The sequence below is a fragment of the Caldivirga sp. genome (assembly GCF_023256255.1).
Taxonomy (GTDB): Archaea; Thermoproteota; Thermoprotei; order Thermoproteales; family Thermocladiaceae; genus Caldivirga.
Map to the genome: position 1 here is coordinate 5,181 of NZ_JAGDXD010000035.1, position 18,357 is coordinate 23,537.

Annotated in this window: 18 protein-coding genes and 1 pseudogene; 8 read left to right on the top strand and 11 right to left on the bottom strand. The window is 44.1% G+C overall.

Annotation, left to right across the window (positions count from 1 at the left end; all coding sequences use genetic code 11):
• Positions 1 to 2,371: pseudogene (locus tag Q0C29_RS05775) on the top strand (hypothetical protein); the annotation flags it as partial.
• 134 nt (positions 2,372 to 2,505) lie between these two features.
• Entirely contained in the window at positions 2,506 to 3,153 is a 648-nt protein-coding gene (gene rpsB / locus Q0C29_RS05780; RefSeq protein WP_291999712.1) for a 30S ribosomal protein S2, read from the top strand.
• A gap of 4 nt (positions 3,154 to 3,157) precedes the next feature.
• Here rpsB and Q0C29_RS05785 read toward each other — a convergent pair whose 3' ends face one another.
• From Q0C29_RS05785 to Q0C29_RS05795, 3 genes are read right to left on the bottom strand one after another with little or no spacing between them, the layout of a single operon-like run.
• Positions 3,158 to 4,009, bottom strand: a complete 852-nt coding sequence (locus Q0C29_RS05785) for a DMT family transporter (RefSeq protein WP_291999713.1) — start codon at positions 4,007 to 4,009, stop codon at positions 3,158 to 3,160.
• Between the two features lie 19 nt (positions 4,010 to 4,028).
• Positions 4,029 to 4,427 (bottom strand): RNA-binding domain-containing protein, encoded by a 399-nt coding sequence (locus Q0C29_RS05790; protein WP_291999714.1) that lies wholly within the window; start codon positions 4,425 to 4,427, stop codon positions 4,029 to 4,031.
• The gene (locus Q0C29_RS05795) at positions 4,417 to 4,962 is read right to left on the bottom strand and encodes an AAA family ATPase (RefSeq protein WP_291999715.1); all 546 of its coding nucleotides are present in this window, start codon (positions 4,960 to 4,962) and stop codon (positions 4,417 to 4,419) included. The genes Q0C29_RS05790 and Q0C29_RS05795 overlap by 11 nt, the downstream gene beginning before the upstream one ends.
• A 97-nt stretch (positions 4,963 to 5,059) precedes the next feature.
• Between Q0C29_RS05795 and Q0C29_RS05800 the strand changes: the two genes are divergently transcribed.
• Positions 5,060 to 5,521 (top strand): hypothetical protein, encoded by a 462-nt coding sequence (locus Q0C29_RS05800; protein WP_291999716.1) that lies wholly within the window; start codon positions 5,060 to 5,062, stop codon positions 5,519 to 5,521.
• Positions 5,522 to 5,550: 29 nt separating this feature from the next.
• Here Q0C29_RS05800 and Q0C29_RS05805 read toward each other — a convergent pair whose 3' ends face one another.
• A complete protein-coding gene (locus Q0C29_RS05805; RefSeq protein ID WP_291999717.1) occupies positions 5,551 to 6,390 on the bottom strand; it encodes a hypothetical protein in 840 nt (279 codons plus the stop codon).
• A 209-nt stretch (positions 6,391 to 6,599) separates the two neighbouring features.
• Between Q0C29_RS05805 and Q0C29_RS05810 the strand changes: the two genes are divergently transcribed.
• A complete protein-coding gene (locus tag Q0C29_RS05810) occupies positions 6,600 to 7,838 on the top strand; it encodes an MFS transporter (protein WP_291999718.1) in 1,239 nt (412 codons plus the stop codon).
• Positions 7,839 to 7,867: 29 nt separating this feature from the next.
• Here the strand turns inward: Q0C29_RS05810 and Q0C29_RS05815 are convergent, their stop codons facing one another.
• From Q0C29_RS05815 to Q0C29_RS05830, 4 genes are all read right to left on the bottom strand, one after another.
• Positions 7,868 to 8,638, bottom strand: coding sequence for an SDR family NAD(P)-dependent oxidoreductase (locus tag Q0C29_RS05815; RefSeq protein WP_367173634.1), 771 nt, complete (start codon positions 8,636 to 8,638; stop codon positions 7,868 to 7,870).
• A 57-nt stretch (positions 8,639 to 8,695) separates the two neighbouring features.
• On the bottom strand, positions 8,696 to 9,646 hold the full coding sequence (locus Q0C29_RS05820) for an NAD(P)-dependent oxidoreductase (RefSeq protein ID WP_291999720.1): 951 nt from the start codon (positions 9,644 to 9,646) through the stop codon (positions 8,696 to 8,698).
• 390 nt (positions 9,647 to 10,036) lie between these two features.
• Complete coding sequence (locus Q0C29_RS05825) at positions 10,037 to 10,891, bottom strand: KaiC domain-containing protein (RefSeq protein ID WP_291999721.1); 855 nt, start codon at positions 10,889 to 10,891, stop codon at positions 10,037 to 10,039.
• A gap of 211 nt (positions 10,892 to 11,102) precedes the next feature.
• Entirely contained in the window at positions 11,103 to 11,279 is a 177-nt protein-coding gene (locus Q0C29_RS05830; protein ID WP_291999722.1) for a hypothetical protein, read from the bottom strand.
• 294 nt (positions 11,280 to 11,573) lie between these two features.
• Between Q0C29_RS05830 and Q0C29_RS05835 the strand changes: the two genes are divergently transcribed.
• The 3 genes from Q0C29_RS05835 to Q0C29_RS05845 all read left to right on the top strand — a co-directional run bounded on the left by Q0C29_RS05835 (position 11,574) and on the right by Q0C29_RS05845 (position 15,182).
• Positions 11,574 to 12,131, top strand: coding sequence for a PaREP1 family protein (locus Q0C29_RS05835; RefSeq protein ID WP_291999723.1), 558 nt, complete (start codon positions 11,574 to 11,576; stop codon positions 12,129 to 12,131).
• Positions 12,132 to 12,291: 160 nt separating this feature from the next.
• A complete protein-coding gene (locus Q0C29_RS05840; protein ID WP_291999724.1) occupies positions 12,292 to 14,022 on the top strand; it encodes an FAD-dependent oxidoreductase in 1,731 nt (576 codons plus the stop codon).
• Positions 14,019 to 15,182, top strand: coding sequence for an FAD-binding oxidoreductase (locus Q0C29_RS05845; RefSeq protein WP_291999725.1), 1,164 nt, complete (start codon positions 14,019 to 14,021; stop codon positions 15,180 to 15,182). Before Q0C29_RS05840 ends, Q0C29_RS05845 begins: the two co-directional genes overlap by 4 nt.
• A gap of 2 nt (positions 15,183 to 15,184) precedes the next feature.
• On the opposite strand, the gene Q0C29_RS05850 is transcribed toward Q0C29_RS05845, so the two are convergent.
• The 3 genes from Q0C29_RS05850 to Q0C29_RS05860 form a co-directional block, all read right to left on the bottom strand.
• Complete coding sequence (locus Q0C29_RS05850; RefSeq protein ID WP_291999726.1) at positions 15,185 to 15,490, bottom strand: hypothetical protein; 306 nt, start codon at positions 15,488 to 15,490, stop codon at positions 15,185 to 15,187.
• A gap of 125 nt (positions 15,491 to 15,615) precedes the next feature.
• A complete protein-coding gene (locus tag Q0C29_RS05855) occupies positions 15,616 to 16,041 on the bottom strand; it encodes a hypothetical protein (RefSeq protein ID WP_291999727.1) in 426 nt (141 codons plus the stop codon).
• A 126-nt stretch (positions 16,042 to 16,167) separates the two neighbouring features.
• Positions 16,168 to 17,214, bottom strand: a complete 1,047-nt coding sequence (locus tag Q0C29_RS05860; protein ID WP_291999728.1) for a hypothetical protein — start codon at positions 17,212 to 17,214, stop codon at positions 16,168 to 16,170.
• Between the two features lie 148 nt (positions 17,215 to 17,362).
• Between Q0C29_RS05860 and Q0C29_RS05865 the strand changes: the two genes are divergently transcribed.
• A partial coding sequence (locus tag Q0C29_RS05865; protein WP_291999729.1) for an ABC transporter permease occupies positions 17,363 to 18,357 on the top strand: 995 nt, incomplete at its 3' end.

Here is an 18,357-nt window from a genome sequence, read left to right on the forward strand (position 1 = left end):
TACTCCACCGGTTAGGATTGCGGTGTTCTGGTACGATAGTTACCCATTATGGTTACTTAACCCGAAGCAGTACTACTTCATAGACATATACGATACCAGTGTGCCTAATGACGTTTACCAGCTTGGTGACTCATTTGCGGCTATTGGCGTTAGGACTTACGTCTACGCCATGACTGTGACCGTTGAGACTGTTGGTGGACAACCCGTCAGCAACGCTACCGTGGTGACGTATGACTCAACCGCTAATGGTGTTGAGTTTGAGAGCATAACCACCACGGGCACCAGTGGTTCAGCCACCATATACGATGCCAGGGTGTCTAAGATAGGTACCACAGTCTATAGCCAAGTGCCTTCAACAAGCTTCTACGTGGTAGCCTACTACTACGTGCCGGGTGTTGGCTACGTTGAGGTTGGTAATGCAACATACAGTATACAGCGTGGCGCCACTGTGCCAAGTGGAGTATTCAGCGTAACGTTGAGGGCAGTGTTAACCCCAGTGACTGTTGGCGTCAGCACAGGCTTATCACTAAGCACGTTGACAAGCGTTGGTACAATACCAACCGGCGCAAACCTAGCGTTGACCGTAACTGAGCCAGTGTACAGTGTTGGTACCACTGGAATAGGTACGCCAAGCATTGGTGCTCCATCAACAATGCAGGTGTTCTCAGGAACATTCACAGTACCATCAAGCGGCACCGTAACCACACCAGTACTACCGATAAGCGTCACTGGCGCCACAGTTAATGTGACGACTATACAGTGGATGGGTGTTCCAATAGGCACCTACTCAACTAAGGTATACACATTAACCGTCAGCAACGCCTCAGCACCACTACAGTACACTGTACCAGCTGGTGCATTAACAGTGACCCCAGCCCTGAAGCCACTGCCCAGTGAGCAGACTGCGGTAACAATATTCTATGGTACAACCCAAGTCACCACTGGTTCACTGCCAGGCACCTTCGTACTGCCTGTTAACAGTCCATCAGGCACAAGCTATGCCGTTGACGTAGCAATACAGGGTGTGCCGGAGAGCCTAAGCGCAACAATAATGAATGGTGCAGTGCAGAGCCTAATAGCCCCAGCAGGCGCCCTAGCCGTCCAATTCTCAGGTGGCTTAACACCAGTAAGCTACACGCTGAACCTGACTTATAACGGCATGGTTATTGCCAGTGGCTCAGCCAGCGACGTCAGCATAGTGCTACCACCAGGCACATACAGTTTAACTGGTGTAATCACCGGTGTACCAATATCAGCCATACCAGTGTCCGTGGCTAACGGCACCACTACACCAGTCACGATACCAGTAGGTAAGGTTGCAGTGGGCTTCGCCAGTGGTTTAACACCAAGTAGCTACACGCTGAACCTAATATACAATGGTATGGTTATAGCAAGCGGTGGTGCTAGCGACGTTAGTGTTGTTGTGCCAGCCGGCACATACAGCATAAACGGTACCATTGATGGCGTACCATTATCAGCAATGAGCTTCACCGTTGGCGCCGGTTCAGTGGCATCAGTCACATTACCAGTGGGTAAGATAGCCGTAGGCTTCGCAGGTGGTTACGTGCCAAGTAGCTACACGCTGAACTTAACGTACAATGGCATGACCATTGCCAGTGGCTCAGCAAGCGCAGTTAGCATAGTTGTACCAGCCGGTACCTACAGTATAAGCGGTGTAGTGAGTGGTGTACCAGTACCAGCATTAAGCGTATCAGTGGCTGCTGGGCAAATAGCCTCAGCCACGATACCAGTGGGTAAGGTTGCAGTAACCTTCGCAGGCGGCCTAATACCAAGCAGCTACTCACTAGCCCTACAGTACAGTGGTAGGACAATAGCCAGTGGTTCAGCCAGTGACGTCAGTATCGTTGTGCCAGCCGGCACGTACACGCTGGTTGGTAACGTTAGCGGTGTACCACTGTCACCAATATCATTCAGTGTTGGCACTGGTTCACAGGCATCAGTTAGTGTGCCAGTTAGCCAGTTGAGTATTGCAGCATACACTGCTAATGGAGTGCAGTTGAGTAATGCGCAGATAGCGGTAACCTACAGTGGTAAGCAGGTTGCTGCTGGTGTTGGTTCATTAAGCGTCATAGTGCCAGGTGGCGTATCATACACTGTTAGCGTCAGCGCCTACGGTGTCACCAACTCAACCACCGTGACGCCAACCGTTGGTTCAGTAATGAGCATTAGGGCTATAGTACCAATAAGTGGCTACGTGATATTCGGTGCATTCGTACCGTTAAGCACGCTAATACTGATAGCAGTCATAATACTGATAGTGATAATAATAATAGTGGTGCTACTGATGGAGTACGGTAACTGGAGGAGGAGGAGGTTAGCAGGCGGCTTATTTGGACCAGGCGCTAAGTAAGAATAATGAGGCTTAAAAACACTTAATTAAATTCCCCTTTTTCTTTTTCAATTCCTTTTCCCTAAAGTTTATGGTTAAGGTTCTGTACTCCTCATTATGCTAAAATTTAAATAAAGCCGGCACTTGGGTTCTTAATGAGTAATGAAAGTAAGCAACCTGAGCAGGGGGAGGAGTATTTAGTACCGGTTGAGAGGTATATGGCTGCTGCAGTTAGGTTGGGTGCAAGGGTCTCTAACGGTTACCTTCAGGAGAGGGGGTTCATATTCACTGTTAGGCCTGATGGGTTAAGGATATTTAACCTGAAGAGGATTGATGAGAGGATTAGGATTGCTGCAAGGATGATAACTAGGTATCAGCCGTCGAGGGTAATGGTCCACTCCACCAAGCCCTACGCCTTCAAGCCCATTCAAATGTTCTGCAAGTTCGTAGGCTGCCTACCAGTAACCGGTAGGTTAATTCCAGGTACCTTAACTAACCCCTACCTAGCCCACCACATTGACATTGACCTACTCATGGTTGCTGACCCTAAGACAGACTTCCAGGCCATTAATGAAGCCTCATTAACAGGTATACCGGTAATAGCCCTAGTGGACACTGACAGTGACCCAACCTTCATAGACTTGATGATACCCTGCAATAATAAGGGTAGGAACAGCCTAGCCCTAGTCTTCTGGCTACTGGCTAGGCAAGTGCTTAGGGAGAGGGGGGAGTTGAAGCCTGATGAGGACCTACCAGTCAGTTGGGAGGAGTTCAGGGTACCCATTGGTCAATCCCAACCATAATGCCTCACAACCCACCCCTTATTGACAAGTAAACCCCAATTAACGTTACCACCATTGCCGCAGCCTCCATTAACCCAACGGCCTGGTGAAGAAGTAGGTAAGCCAGTATTGTTGAGCCAACGGGCTCAATGAGTGTTACCGTTGAAACCACGGTGGCTGATAGGTACTTTAGGGAGTAGTTCAGTAGCGTGTGGCCCATTAACATGGGTCCAGCCACTATTAGGGTAACCATGATTAACGCCCTAGAATTAGGTATGGTTAAGTTAACCCCCATGAGTAAAGCCACAGGCGCAGTGAATAAGGCTGCGGAGGCGTAAACTAGGGTTGAGTAGATTGAGGTGGGTGACTTAACCCTAGCTAACTCACCAATTGTGAAGTAAAAAGCCCCAGACACGGATCCAATTAAGGCTAAGGCATCACCCAGTAGGTTACCTTCACTTAAACCATAGGATGAGTACATCATGGCCGCCACACCCATTAACGCTAACGCAGCCCCAGTCATTGTTAAGCCACTAACCCTCCTCCCAAGGGCTAGGGTAATGGGTATTGTGAAGACCACGTAAGTGGAAACTATGGTAACGCTCATGGCAACTGTAGTGTAGTATAGTGAGGTTACCCAGGTCATGAAGTGTACGGCTAAGGCGAGGCCACCTAATGTAATCAACTTAATGGGGGTGTTTAAGCCATGCCTCCTCAAGTCCCTAACCGTGAGTGGTGCTAATGCTAATGCGGCGAGGGTGGTTCTCCAGAAGGATACTGAAATTGGGTTTAACCCACTCCAGATTATTAGTATTGATGCCCATGATACTGCGAAGCCTGCCGCGGCAAGTGAAGCCACTGCATTAGCCTTACTCATTGTTGAAGCCCTAGGTGACTCAACCTGAGGTTAACCACATTATCAACTGTTGTGGGTTACTTGCCCTAACCCTTATTGTTATTGGGCCTAGTGGACTCTCCACCTCACCCATGGCGAAGGAGAGTACCCCAACGTAGGCTGCCTGCTTATTAACGTTAATGATGATTTCATCACCCACCACACTGTGGTTGAGTAAATCCCTTGCAGTGTCCCTAATCCTCTCCTTCCTTATCAAATCCCTAAGCCTACTCAGGTAATTCAAGCCCTTAGCCTTACCGTGAACGTACCTAACCCCATTAACCTCAATGACCTCCAACTCATCGAACTCAACAATGTTTAAGATGGCCCTCTTAACCTTAACCTCACTCTCAGTGGGCTTAACCTCAGCGTAAACCTCAACCTCAACTTCACCCAGCATTAGGTTCACCGTAAACCTCCCTCACTATTAAAGCTACCCTACTCCTCAAGTCCTCTATGCTTAACCCCTCATTAACTATAACGTAATCAGCTAAGCCAATCAAGTCCCCTAAGCCGAAGGCAAGCTCCCTGTAATCCCTAGCCATTAAATCACCCAGGCTCTTAGGGTCATCAGGCCTACCCCTACTGGCCAATCTCCTAAACCTAACCCCAAGGCTGGCCACAGTGAATATTAACTTAACCTCACCCAACCCCTCCCTGAAGGCCTCATACTCCTCCCTACTCCTAAGCCCCTCAATAACTACCTTACCATCATTAAGCCTACGTAAATCCTCCAGCACAAGCCTCGCAATGATCCTTGAACCATACATTACCCTAAGCCTAGTTGCAGCCTCATTACTACTAACCCCCATTTTCTCAGCCTCCCTCCTAACGTAATCACCCATTACAATAACCCTAAAACCCATTTCAGCCAATATACTGCTCACAGTGGACTTCCCTGAACCAGGTAAACCAGTTATGCAGAGTATGGGCACAGTCCACGCTCCGCAGTGGGCTTAAATCCTTAACCAAGATCCCAGGGTTTAAACTAGGCATTAAGGTTTTAAGCAATAATTACGGCCTACTGCCTAAATGGAGTTAATCCTAATGTCGATTAAGCCGGGCTTTGGTGATGCAATACTGGATGGTAGGAAGAGGGCTGAGTTGAGGAGACTTGTGAATGGTCCAATAACCCCAGGGGACACCGTGGTCCTTTACTTATCATCACCAAGGAAGGCCATTGAGGGGTTCTTTAAGGCTGGGAGGGTTTACATTGGGAGGAGGAGTGAGTTAATGAGGATTGCCAGTGGTCTTGGGGATCTTGGGTTAAGGGAGGGGGATTGGAATTACATTGATGAGGATAGGGATGGAATGATGATTATTGTTTCAGAACCGAGAAGATGCATTAAGCCACTTACCCTAGATCAGTTAATCAGTATGATTCCTGGTTTTAAACCACCCTTAAGCTACATTAGGCTTAAGCCAAATAGTGACGTCTACTGGTTAATCTTCAGGAGATGCATTGAACCATACTTCAGAAGCCTATGGAAGTAGGGTTTAACCCCCCATCAGTACTAGACTAGTTACTTCTCCTCCTTACCCTTCTTCAACATTGCTAAACCAACCATTATTGATGCGTATATGTGTAGTTTCCAGGCTTCTGGGTATTCACCGTACTCCTTAATTATCTTCCTAGCTAAGTCCCTCAACTCAACAGCCTCCTCATAAGTTAAATCATCCTTATCGAGAAGCTCCTTAAGCCTCTCATACTCCTCCCTACTTAATGGGTTAATCCTAATCAGTCTCATAATCCTCTTAGCCTCATTCCTAACCATATCAGCCTTATCCCTCTTAATAACACCCTCAGTAGTTAGGAATTCAACGAAAAACTCCTGGTAATCCCCAAAGGCCTCACTAACCCTATCAACCCTATTACCCAATTGATTAAACCTAGCGTCAACATCCTTAAATCTACCATCAATGTAATCCCTCAATTCACTAAACCTCGAATCAGTGTAATTCTTCAATTCATTGAATTTTAAGTCCACGTAGCTTTTTAATTCATTAAACCTTAAATCCACGTAATTTCTTAACTCATTAATACTATTATTCACCTGATTGAGCCTCTCATCAATTGACTTAAACTTCTCATCAGACTGCTTAAACCTATTATCCATCTCATTAAACCTCTCACCAATGGCCTTAAGCCTGTTCTCCATATCATTGAGTCTTTCACCCATCTGCTTGAATCTTTCATCCATTTGTTGGAATCTTAAATCAACTTGCTTAAATCTATCATCTATTTGTTGGAATCTTAAGTCAATCTCCCTAAACTTACCACCAAGCCAATACAAGGCACCACCAAGCATACCAATCACAGTAACAGACAATCCAACAAAAGCAAAAACAACAGCATCAATCATCAGTGCTTTCTACCTAGTGAGATTTAAATAATTTATGTTAATGATAATACTTTAAGTTAACTATATGGCATGTGAGCTTTTAGATTACAGTTCATTTAACGCTAAGGTCCTTAATTAGTCATTGATCCTCTGATTAATGAGAAGTATTGGTTACTAGTTATTAGGGGAGGCACAATGTTTATAAATTAATTATTGGTAATCAATAACTTATGAATAGATTCGGTGGTTTAGATAAAGGAATCCTGAAGAGCATAGATGAAGGTAAGATAAGTAGGCATCAGTTGCTTGCCATAGTTTCGGTATCCCTGGGCATGTTTTTATGGGGTTTCCTACTAGCCCTAGCCCCCTTAACTACCCGGTGGTCTTTTGTGCCACAGAGTATGGTTGGGTATGTTCTGGTCTCAGCCCCCGTGGCCTTAACTATAGGTAACTTAACAGTGGGTAAGCTTTCAGACGGGTATGGTAGGAAGTATACGTTTATGCTTACCCTTGCGCTTTACGGCGTTGGTACATTGCTGATAGTGTTTTCTGAAAACATATATACGCTAATAGCCGGTATAGCTTTGGCTGAGTTTGGCCTCGGTGGTGAAGAACCCACAACATTAGCCTACTTAGCTGAGATGATGCCGATCAAGAGGAGGGAGGAGGTCCTGGTTGGTGTCACCAATATAGCTAACCTAGGCGCGGCCGTGGCAGCTGCTTTAGCGTTGGTGACCGGTATGTCCGTTAACCTTCAGAAGGAATTCTTCGGGGTAACACTGGGAGTGGCGTTAATCATCATGCTGGTCACTAGGTTAATGATACCTGAATCGTATCGTTGGATAATCTTCAAGCATGAACCCAGTGGCGGTCTGAATTTAAGCAACCTAAGGTTAAGATTATTCATATTAGTGTCCCTAGCAATAACCATTGTCCTCACATACGCCCTACTGGCCCTAGTGATGGGGCCTTACCTGTTCCCTACGTTAACACCGTGGATAGTTTTGCTATATAATATCGGGGAGACCCTAGGTGGTGTGGTGGGGATTTTCATGTTTAGGAGAATTAAGGTTAAGCAATTCACGTTGATATCATACTTAGGTGGATTCGTAACAATGCTAGCATTCATACCGCAAATACTGCTTATACCCCACAGCCTATTGGCCTTCCTACTACTGCTCTTCGTTAACGGTATCTTTGGGGAATTGGGGTGGGCTGCAAGAATAATACTCGAACCTGAGCTATTCCCAACTAAATTCAGATCAATGGGTATTGCTGTAGTTAGAGCCTCAGCCTACGTAATCTACATAGCATCAATCTTCTTTACCGCAAGCTTCACGTTAAATGAATACCTACTTTACAATGCAGGATTATGGGGCTTAGGCTTTGTAGCGGCATTGGTATGGTACATTGCAGGCACGGAGACTAGGTTTAAAACTCTCGAACAGATAAATGAGGAAAGATACTGAAAAATACTTAAATGATGTATTAAGTGCGCTTAAACTTCACCAGTGGTTACTTCCCTTGGATCCGGTTTCCTACTTATTACCCTACCCCCATCTATAATTATTTCATTACCCGTCATGAATGTGTTTAGGTCAGACACTAGGAATGCTATTAACCAAGCAACCTCCATTGGTCTACCCATCCTGCCTATTAACGTTGCCGCATTATCATCAAGGCTCCTCGGCACTTCCCCACCCTTAACGTACACTGGCCCTGGGGTTACAGTTATTACCTGTATACCATGCTTACCTAAATCAACAGCCATACTCCTGGTCATCGCCACTAAACCACCCTTAGTGGTTACGTAGGGGAATGATGATTCAAGGGGGAAGTGGGCCTGTATGGCAGCCACATTAATTATCTTACCTCTAATGCCGTTTTTAATCATTAACCTAGCAGCCATTTGGGAAAGTAGAAATGGCGCAGTTAAGTTAAGTTCAATCATACTATCCCACTCCTCCAACGTCGTGTTAAGGATGCTGAACCTTGAGTTCCTTGAGGCATTATTGATTAAGGCATGAATAACCCCAACCTCGGATTCAAACCACTTAATGAAATCCAATACTTCACTCCTCCTTGACAGGTCAACCCTCCTAAACACTATACCAGCCTCAGACTCAAGCAACCTACCCTTAGCCTCATCCCTACCAACACCGTAAACCACAGCACCCAATTGCCTCAGTAACCTACCAGTAGCCTCCCCAATTCCGTGGGTAACCCCAGTTATTAGTATTACCTTACCACTTAGGTTAATGCTCATAATTCAGCCTATGCCCGAGGGTTATTAAGTAATAGCTCATTGGATACTATTACGTATACTTCACCTTAACACTCCCTTCTCCTTAAGTTCCTTAATGAATAATGCGTTTCCACGAACCTCATCCTCCATGAACCTTAAGTCACCTACCAGTTCCTTAGCCTTTACGCAACTGTAAACCACATTAACGTACTTAAACAGCGGCTTAACATCACTCGGTAAGGCTAACTTAAGCAGGGCATCAGGCACTGGAACCCTTAATGGCCTCTTCCCAAGCGCCTTCACCATGACTTCAAAAAACCTTGTCACCTCAACCGGCTCACACTCAGTGGCGTATAGGTAAAGGCCCCTGGGCCTCAGCTCATGCAGCTTAACCACTAACTCCGCAAGTTTAACAGCGCTAATGGCCATTAACCTAACTTTAATCCTAGGTACAATACCCCTCCTGGCTACATTATATATTTGGAGGAATTGAGGGTGTGCATTGTACTTACCATACACTAAGGTTGGCCTAATTATGGCAAGCGGGAAACCCGCGGATTGAGATATTGAGTAAATTACTTGCTCACCAAGGCACTTGGTCTCCTCATAGGGTGTTGATGGCTTAGCTCCCTCGCAATGCCTAGGTTCCTCTGTAATGAATTTACCCACAGGCCCCATGACATTAGATGCGCTAATGTGTATGAGCATTGTTGATGGTGAGTACCCCGCTATTAATGAGGCTACCTGCTTAGGGATAGTTACGTGAACAGTCTTGAGGAGTTGAGCATCATTGCTTAATGCGCCTATTAGGTTAATTACCGTATCAGAATTCTTAATTAGGCTCCTTAACTTATCCTCATCAGTAAGTGGATTAAGCTCAGCGAGCTCAACAGTACCCCTCAATATTTCTGCATAAACACTATTAACACCGCTCAATGACCTATACGTTACAGTAACCTGCCCCAATTTAGATAACTCCTCAGCAACATGCATTGCTATGAATCCTAGGCCCAACACAAGGAACTTAACCATACGTGGTCAAGCTTATGTCACAGTACTCGGTTAGGTTTAATAATTCTTATTGCCTCATTAATGATCCTCTCAATTAAAGGTAACCTAACCTTAACAGCCTTTAGAGTTTCTCACCAGCTTGAATAGGGTCCTTATCAATGAGAGTCTTACCTTCATTGGGATAATGCCTAGTTGACCCAAGCCTAATATTAGTAGTTAAGTTTGCGCCCAGGTTAAGTTTAATCATTAATGCGTATGCAATAACTTCCTCAGCATCAATGTCTCTCCTAGTAGCCTCATCGTAAAGCCTCTTAGGGATAACAATACTTACAGATATTGTGTCATTTGTCTTTGAAGATTTACAAACCCTATCACATTAATTATGTGTTTCCTCTAGTTCTTATACATACGCTAGGTTTTATTAGTCTCAATGAGTATTAATCCCTTACCTGGCTGTATATCTACTTGGTATGCGTCCTTGGCGTGATTCGTTAACCTCATTTTCTTTATTATTAACCACCTCCTTATCGTCCTAGCTTGCTCAACCTTATCCATCCACATGTGTATTATACCATCAGCAATATGCTCAAGCCCAAAACCAAAGCTAGCCTCAGTCGTGGGTGCGTATTGGCTCACGAGTAAGGCAGTAATATTACTCCTATACAAGTCCTGCCTAAGCCTATAACTATAAGCCCTAGCCATAGCTGGCTTATCAGCCCAAAAGGCAGTCATAGAGTCAATGATTAGCCTACTGGGTTCACTAACCCTACCCTCCTCGAAGCCAAGAGCCTCGTAAGCCCTCCTAACAGCGCCCTCGAGAACCTCAATACTAAGAGCCCTAGATGGCTTCCTACCCTCTTCTCCAGCCTCCTTAACCATTTCCCTATACTGCCTATACAAGCCAAATAAGTCGATGACAACTAGCTTAGTGTTCTCAGGCTTAACCCTACCACTCAATACGTCACTTAGGTTGATTGGCTTAAATTGAGTGAGATCCATGTTGAATTGCTTAGCCTGCCTAGTCACGTCACGGAAACTAGTCTCAGTGGTAACGTAGATTACGGGTTCACCATCATCCAAGCCACGCCAGGCGAAGTGCATGCATAGTATACTCTTCCCAACACCAGGCTCACCAGTGACCACTGTCCAAGTACCCCTGGGTAAACCACCCTCAAGAGCATCATCAAGAACCCCAATACCAAAGGCCTCCCTCTCAATCCCCTCACTCCTCCTAACCTCCCCCTTACTCTCAGTTCTCTTCTCCATAAATCAACAAGGTATTAAGCACTTTATTCATATTTAAAGCTTCCTCAAGTAAGCTGACCTCCTCCCTGCTTTGAAGGGTGGGGGTTCTCACTGTTGTTATTGGTTATTGTGGGGGTCCTCCTCATCTTGGATAGGTTTAATATCGCTATGATGTCTCTATCCTCCTCAAAGCCGCATTTTGGGCATTTTGTTGATGTGCCTTTAGGGTTAATTACCTTAACTGGTACTCCATGCCTCCCAGTCTAGCCAGTAGGCCTAGCATAATGAGTCTTGTCCTGTGGTTCTTTGGTAACCTCCTCAATGCCTTGATTAATCCATTCAAGTCCTCCCTAACGATTAACTCATCGCCTATTAAGGCATATTCAATCCTTACGACTATTCCCCTCACCCCAATCACCAATATAATGATGAAGCAAATCACGAGCATTAAAGAAGCAGAAGAGGAAAGAAAACATACCCACTAATAACCCCACCATGAACAGCGAGACTTTAAGTACGTAAGGGTAATAACCATTAAGTATTATGGGTCAATATTACGAATATACACTTTTAACGCATCGTGTACTTTAAGTGACTGGTGAATAATTAGTAATACGAAGCCTACGGAAGAATCTATTAAGCCCTTGTATATGGAGGCGGCAGGTATTTAAAGACTATTGGGACTTATTGTATGTGGTTAAAGATGGGTGCTGAGACTCTTGAGAAACCTTTGCCTAAGCCTACTACTGAGGACTATATTAATGCTAGGTTACTTGAATCAATCATTGAGAGTAAGCTGGCTCTTGAATTCCTCAATAAGGGTCTTGTTAGGAATGCTGCCGGTAAGGTTTTTCAAGCCTGGAGGGCCTTGTTAGCCACATTGTTGAGACTTGAACTTGATAAACTTGTTAAAAATGCCAAGACTGATGAGGATAGGAAGTGGCTAATGGAGAAGGCGGTGCCAAGGGTTCCAACAAATAGAATGAAGGCGCTATCCCAAATGCTTGAGGAAATAGGCCACGATGAATTATCCGCATGGACAAGCACAGTCCTCGAACTCCATGATTATCAATACAATGGGCCAGACCCAGACATGGCACTGTCGAAGTATAGGAATAGGGAGGAGGCGGCTTATGACGTGAAACTGATCATAAAGGAATTAATTAGGCGCATAGATGAATTAAGGCTGAGAGTAAGGTGGAGTAATGAACTAGAGGCGGAGTATGGGGAATTAAAGAAGACACTAAATTCAATGCATTAATTCTCTAGTGTACTTAACCTTAGCTAACTATGGCTAATAATGTCTTCATTTAAGTGAATGTTTAAGGCTTAAAACACTGGGTATTATTTCTGAGGATGCAACCTTAGGAAAGGTAAGTGGGGGATTAGTTCTTTTAAACCTACTACTCTCAACTTAACCAATGGCTAGTGAGGGTCAGGGACGATTAAGTAAGCCAGTGATGCTGAGTAGTCCAAGGACTGGTGAGGTTAGGGGTTTTATTTGCTGCGAGTGGTGGTGTAGTGGTTACTGGCTTAGTAATGGGTCATTGAATCAATGTGCAGGGCAAGTTAATGCCCAATCCAGTCTAATGGGCTTTATGAGTAGTCTAGCAAAGCCATCAGTATTACCTAGGAGTAGGCTTGTTAAGATTGCGTGGCCTATTGTAGTTAGGTTCGCTAAGGGTATGAGGCACGTTGATGCCTCTCAACTCCCTGAACCACCTAAGGCTAAGTTAATCAATGTGACGACTGATGTACTTGTGGTTGGTGGTGGATTAAGCGGCCTAATAACAGCCATGGAGTTAAGCAGGCTTGGATTAAAGGTAACTATTGTTGAGGGTAATGGTGAATTAGGCGGTAGGAACGTTGAATTAGAAGGCCAGAATGGATCCAAGGTCTCGGGGTACGTAAATGAGGTTAAGTCTAAGCTCACCGATGGAGTATTAACGGGGGTTGTTTTAGACGGGTTCCTGGAGGATGCGGCCGTTGGGCATTCACTCGATGGAGCTAGCCTATTCAGGTTTAACTATAAGGTGCTTGTGTTAGCTACAGGATCAAGGGAGGTTCCTCTTGTGTTTCCAGGTAACTACAAGGTACTAATGTACACTGGGTTAACTTACCTTAAACTAGTTAAGGCAAGTGTAGTTAAGGGTGAGCCAGTACTTTATGGTACTGATGAATGGGGGTTAGCGGTTGCAAGGGAACTAGTTAAGTTAGGCTTAAACCCACTGGTCATTGATCACGCAATACAGCCTAGGACAGGTAAGCTTAGTGACTTGAAGGATTTAAGAACATTAATGGGTGTTTACTTAAGCGGCGTCGAGGTTGAGGGCACTAGGTTCAGGCTAAGGTACCAGGTGCCTGAGGGACCTAAGAAGTTCACTACTGGTGAAGTAACCGGTGACGCCCTAGTATCCACAATAAGGGTACCTGCAATTGAACTCCTCGCCCAATTAGGTGCCGAGCTAGTCTACGACGTTGTACTAAGCGGTGTAGTGCCGAGGCATAAGTGGGATGGGGAGGTTATTGGGTTAAAGAACGTGTACGTTGTTGGTGAAGTCACAGGAATAATACCCCTATCCACTATTCCACTCCAAGCCAAGGCCACAGCGTACTCAATAGCCGCAGCATATGGTTTAGTTAAGCCTGAGGAGGTTGATAGGGCTATTGCTGAGTTCAAGAATGCGCTAGTTACCAGTAACCCAGCTATCCTAGATGCCTTCAATAGGCTTGAGAAGGGTCTCCATGAGGTTGGTTACTTCCAGGAACCAAATGTGCCTGAGGTGCCTCAATGGGCTAGTGACTGGTATTTCCTAGATAAGGCTGATGACCAGTTAATATGCTTCTGTGAGGATGTATCGCTAGGCGACTTACTTAGGGTTACTAAGGAGTTCTTAGGGTTAAAGGAGATTAAAATAAATGTACTCCATGACGAGGTTCCAAAGCACCGTGAACTCAAGATGCCTAGAATGGAGTATATTAAGAGGGCCACTGGGTTAGGTACAGGCGCATGCCAGGGTAAACTATGCATGATTACCGCTAACCTAATACTAGCTAGGTTAATGAGGAGGAAACCATACGAATTCGGGCTCTTTAAGCAAAGACCACCATTGAACCCAATACCCCTGGGCACGTTGGGTGATGCAGAATGATTAGGCGAGTAGTGCATAATGCCGACGTGGTAGTGATTGGGGGTGGTGTTGTTGGCTTAGCAACAGCCTATAATTTGGCTAAGAGGGGTGTTAAGGTTGCCCTCGTTGATAAGGGAATTATTGGCGGTGGTAGTTCAACTAGGAATGCCTCCAGGTTTAGGGTTCAGTTCGGTAATGTTGAGAACACTAAGTACGCTATTGAGGCTGTGAAGGAGTTGAAGAGAATTAAGGGTGAGTTAAACTGGAACCCAATGATAAGGAGGGGTGGGTACCTTTGGTTATTTAGGAGTGATGAGGCGATGAGGAGCTTCGAGGAGATTAACAACAGTATTTGGAGACCCCTAGGAGTATCAGTTAGGTTAATGGATGGTGGGGAATTAGCTAATAAGTATCCTTACCTTAACCATAAGCTTTACGTTGGGGCAGCCTTCGGTCCCCAGGATGGTGAACTACATCACGATTACCTAATGTACGGTTACTTAAGTAGGCTTAGGGAAATGGGGGCCTTAATAATTGATGAGACCCCTATCAATAAGATAAGTGTAGTTAACGGTGAGGTTAAGGGTGTTGAGGGGGTTGGGGCAGTTATAAACGCTAAGACAGTTATTGTGACTGCTGGGGCATGGAGTAGTGAAATCCTTAAGACAGCTGGGGTTGAATTACCAATTAACGCGGTTAGGAAAGAGATAGGGATAACCGTGCCCGTTAGGTTCTTCATTGAGCCATCACTAGTAATAGACACTCACACCAACGCTTACTTTGGGCAAACCCTGAGGGGTGAGGTTATTGGATCCATTGAGGTTAATGAGGAGCCCGGCCTCAAGCCATTCAACAACACGTTAAGATGGTTGAGGGCTTGGGCTAAGGCAATGGTTGAGGCCATGCCAGTATCAAGGAGGATACCTGTGATGAGGATTTGGTCAGGCTACTACGAGGTGACGCCAGATAACAGTCACATAATGGGTAGGTTAGACTCATGGCCAAGGGGACTTTATGTAGCCGCAGGCTTCAGTGGTCATGGGTTAATGTTTGGTCCATTAACAGGTAGGTTAATGGCTGAGTACGTGCTTGACGGTAAGCTAAGCCCCCTAATGGAGCCATTCTTACCTGATAGGTTAAGTAAGGGTAAGTTGATAAAGGAACACTTAGTGATTGGTTAAACTCACGATTCACTACCCTCCTCAGGCTTAGTTTCACTTGCCTTAGTCCCCTTAGCCTTAGCGGCCTTAGCCTCATTCTCAATGATTCTCAGGTAGTATTCAATCTCAGGTATATTATACTTCTTAGCAATCTCCATACCATAATTAGCAATCTCCCTATACGCCTTCTCATCCTCCTTAATCATTAACCTAGCAGTGTAAGCAACGCACTCGGTTAACTTTTCCTTAAACTTAAGCTGGTTAACAGTATTATTAACCTTAACCGCACCCTCAAGCTTAACCTCCCACTTCCTGCAGGGGTTAGCCATGGCGAGTCTACTTACTGGGGTTTTAATAAGCTTTAAACTAAGGTCTCTCCTACCCTATGGTGGGGAATTAGGTGATAAGCTTCGCAATAATATAGGCAATCTAGTACTTAATTGAAACATGGGTATCAGTAAGGTGAATTAAGGCTACTGTTAAGTAGGTCAGCTATTATTGCCTTAGCCTCATCGTTGAGCGTCACAATGCTCTTAAATGCCTTAATCACGTCAACTAGGCTTAAATCCTGCATTAGCCTTACTCGATTAAGGATTACTGAATACTGCCGCGTATTATACTTAACATTATTAATGTTTACTAAGGTGAAGGTTAGGGTCCTTAAACCCAGCTTAACGCTCACGGTTACTGAACCATCGCTGAACATTACAATGTTTACCGGTGTATTACTCCACTCAGGATGTCTTCGTATAACTAACTCAATTGCTTCCAAGATTCCATTAACATTGCCACTATTGATAATTAACCTAGCATCCTGTCCATTAAGTATCATCTCAATAGTACCCACTATTACCGCATTATTAGTGATACCATTAATCATTGAATCATATTCACTAACCAGTTTTAAAAATATGCATTGCATCATAAGTGTAATCGGGCTAGGAAATAAGATAACATGTGTTCAGTTTAAGATTAAAAGATGAGCACATAATACACCTTACGCGCCTCATCTCTCTTTAAGTATGCTAATACCTTTAAGGTAATACCCCACTGAGCCGCTCTTAATATACTGATTACCGAACTCTATCCCCAGTTCAATATCAACCATTGTTAAGTTCTCTAGGTAAGCCTCATCCTTAATGGGGTAATTTGATAGACCTGTTCCACACTTCTTATTAGGTACGAATTGAAGTATTGCATTTAAGAATGGAGCCAGTTGGAATTCAACCGTCGCAGTCCTCCATCCTCCAGCTATTGTAGTGTTCCCAGTATCCTGAGGTATAACTGCAACGTAAGTCCATGGGAAGTTACATGATACAAGAACAGCCCACGTTACATTCCTATAATCACCATTAACGATGATTGGTATTTTAGTAGTACCAACCTTAGCCCACGTTATGTTCGTATTATTGAAGAACAACCAAATCATAAGCTCTAAGTCGGGTCTTGTTATTGTACCAACTTCCTTCGGATTATATAGAATCCATATGTCAAAGGCGAAATCCTCAGGAAACGTACTTGGGGCATATGCAACAGAGTACGTTAACTTAACCCAATCATACCCACCACCATTAGGTTGAAGCAGGTCACTTATCCTGGCTGGTAAGGTTAAGTTAGGATTACGCAAATTATAGACCGGATACCCATCCCAAGGCTTATAGCCAACAATAACTACCTCTGGGTAAGCCCAGTCAACACCCTTATCGTAAACATTAGTAAAATTACCGTAGTAACATAATGAGCCGGTTAATGGGTTAAAGGCTAAGTATGAAATTCCGTTAAATGCCCCCATATCATACAGGTTATTTTCAATCCTATACTGCATGCCACTTGATGTGGTTACAAACTTAGACAAGTAAGCCTGAGATGCACTAGTTGATACTAGTGTAATGTTGAATTGACTTGAATGGCATAAGTTAATTAACCCAGTCATATTAATTGGTAACTCTTGAATCTGCCTCATAGGTGGCTTATGCTTTAAAAGCAAGACACCTAATACTACTAATATAGCTACTATTACCACTGCCGTTATCACAATTAACTTAGTGTTCATAGGGTTTAAGATATAATTCAGGACTTATATGCATTACTATCATTCTGAGCTCAACTAAATATAATAAGACAAACACTAATATGCGTATCTTACAGTATCAAACTTGTTCGAGTAAAATTAATAAAGCTGAGTATAAGTACACAAGCCCATGCCGAAATCGGGTTTGGTAGCCCTAATTAGTAAGGGGAATTTAATGTGGGTGTTAAGAACCATAGGGCTTCTTGTTGCTCAATTAATCACCGCGATATCAATAGCCTTCTTCATAATTCATTCAATGCCAGGCAATCCATTTGAAATAACATTATCAAACTTACTAAGGAGTGGTGTACCATATCAACAGGCTGTTTACCTAGCTGAAATAATGACTGGCTATAACCCTAATGTAAATATCGTAGTTAGTTATTTCCAATACTTATGGAATATACTTCATGGTAATCTCGGATATTCAATGATATATAAATCACCATCAATAGTATTAATAGCCGCAGCAGCACCATGGACAATTCTAATAGTTGTTGTCTCATTGACGCTTGCGTTCGTCTTTGGTTATTTACTGGGGCTCATAAGTGCATCAAAGAGGGGTAAACTTGATGTTGCTATTAATGTTACGTCAGTCGTCTTCAATTCAATACCATCATACATGCTAGCTCTCATACTTCTAATAGTTTTCGGAGTATATATTAGGGTTCTCCCAGTTGCTGGACTATACGATAGGGGGTTAACACCTGGCTTAAATTTACCATTTATACTCAGTCTATTGAAGCATTTAACGTTGCCAATCTTAACTTACTTCTTAATACTATTCCCAGGCTGGGCCTTTGGAACAAGAAATCTAGCACTGAATATAACTAAGGAGGATTACGTCCTAACGGCTAGGGCTAGAGGACTCCCTGAAAGACGAGTATTAACTTCATACATTGGTAAGAATGTGCTCTTACCCCAGTTAACAGCCCTGCTCTTCTCCTATGGTTTGCTCTTCGGTAATAGTATATTCATTGAGTCAATGTTTGCAATACCTGGATTAGGCTACTTGCTTTACTCAGCGGCCGGCGCAAGGGATTATGTGCTAACAGTTAGTACATTTCTTATTATTATTATTGCTGTTATTTTGGGTAATTTTATTGCTGATGTTACTTATGGTTT

Bases quoted from the DNA above. Each gene is read 5' to 3' on its own strand.
- rpsB (WP_291999712.1), top strand. From the start codon at position 2,506: ATGAGTAATGAAAGTAAGCAACCTGAGCAGGGGGAGGAGTATTTAGTA.
- Q0C29_RS05785 (WP_291999713.1), bottom strand. From the start codon at position 4,009: ATGAGTAAGGCTAATGCAGTGGCTTCACTTGCCGCGGCAGGCTTCGCA.
- Q0C29_RS05790 (WP_291999714.1), bottom strand. From the start codon at position 4,427: ATGCTGGGTGAAGTTGAGGTTGAGGTTTACGCTGAGGTTAAGCCCACT.
- Q0C29_RS05800 (WP_291999716.1), top strand. From the start codon at position 5,060: ATGGAGTTAATCCTAATGTCGATTAAGCCGGGCTTTGGTGATGCAATA.
- Q0C29_RS05805 (WP_291999717.1), bottom strand. From the start codon at position 6,390: ATGATTGATGCTGTTGTTTTTGCTTTTGTTGGATTGTCTGTTACTGTG.
- Q0C29_RS05810 (WP_291999718.1), top strand. From the start codon at position 6,600: ATGAATAGATTCGGTGGTTTAGATAAAGGAATCCTGAAGAGCATAGAT.
- Q0C29_RS05820 (WP_291999720.1), bottom strand. From the start codon at position 9,646: ATGGTTAAGTTCCTTGTGTTGGGCCTAGGATTCATAGCAATGCATGTT.
- Q0C29_RS05825 (WP_291999721.1), bottom strand. From the start codon at position 10,891: ATGGAGAAGAGAACTGAGAGTAAGGGGGAGGTTAGGAGGAGTGAGGGG.
- Q0C29_RS05835 (WP_291999723.1), top strand. From the start codon at position 11,574: ATGGGTGCTGAGACTCTTGAGAAACCTTTGCCTAAGCCTACTACTGAG.
- Q0C29_RS05840 (WP_291999724.1), top strand. From the start codon at position 12,292: ATGGCTAGTGAGGGTCAGGGACGATTAAGTAAGCCAGTGATGCTGAGT.
- Q0C29_RS05845 (WP_291999725.1), top strand. From the start codon at position 14,019: ATGATTAGGCGAGTAGTGCATAATGCCGACGTGGTAGTGATTGGGGGT.
- Q0C29_RS05850 (WP_291999726.1), bottom strand. From the start codon at position 15,490: ATGGCTAACCCCTGCAGGAAGTGGGAGGTTAAGCTTGAGGGTGCGGTT.
- Q0C29_RS05855 (WP_291999727.1), bottom strand. From the start codon at position 16,041: ATGATTAATGGTATCACTAATAATGCGGTAATAGTGGGTACTATTGAG.
- Q0C29_RS05860 (WP_291999728.1), bottom strand. From the start codon at position 17,214: ATGAACACTAAGTTAATTGTGATAACGGCAGTGGTAATAGTAGCTATA.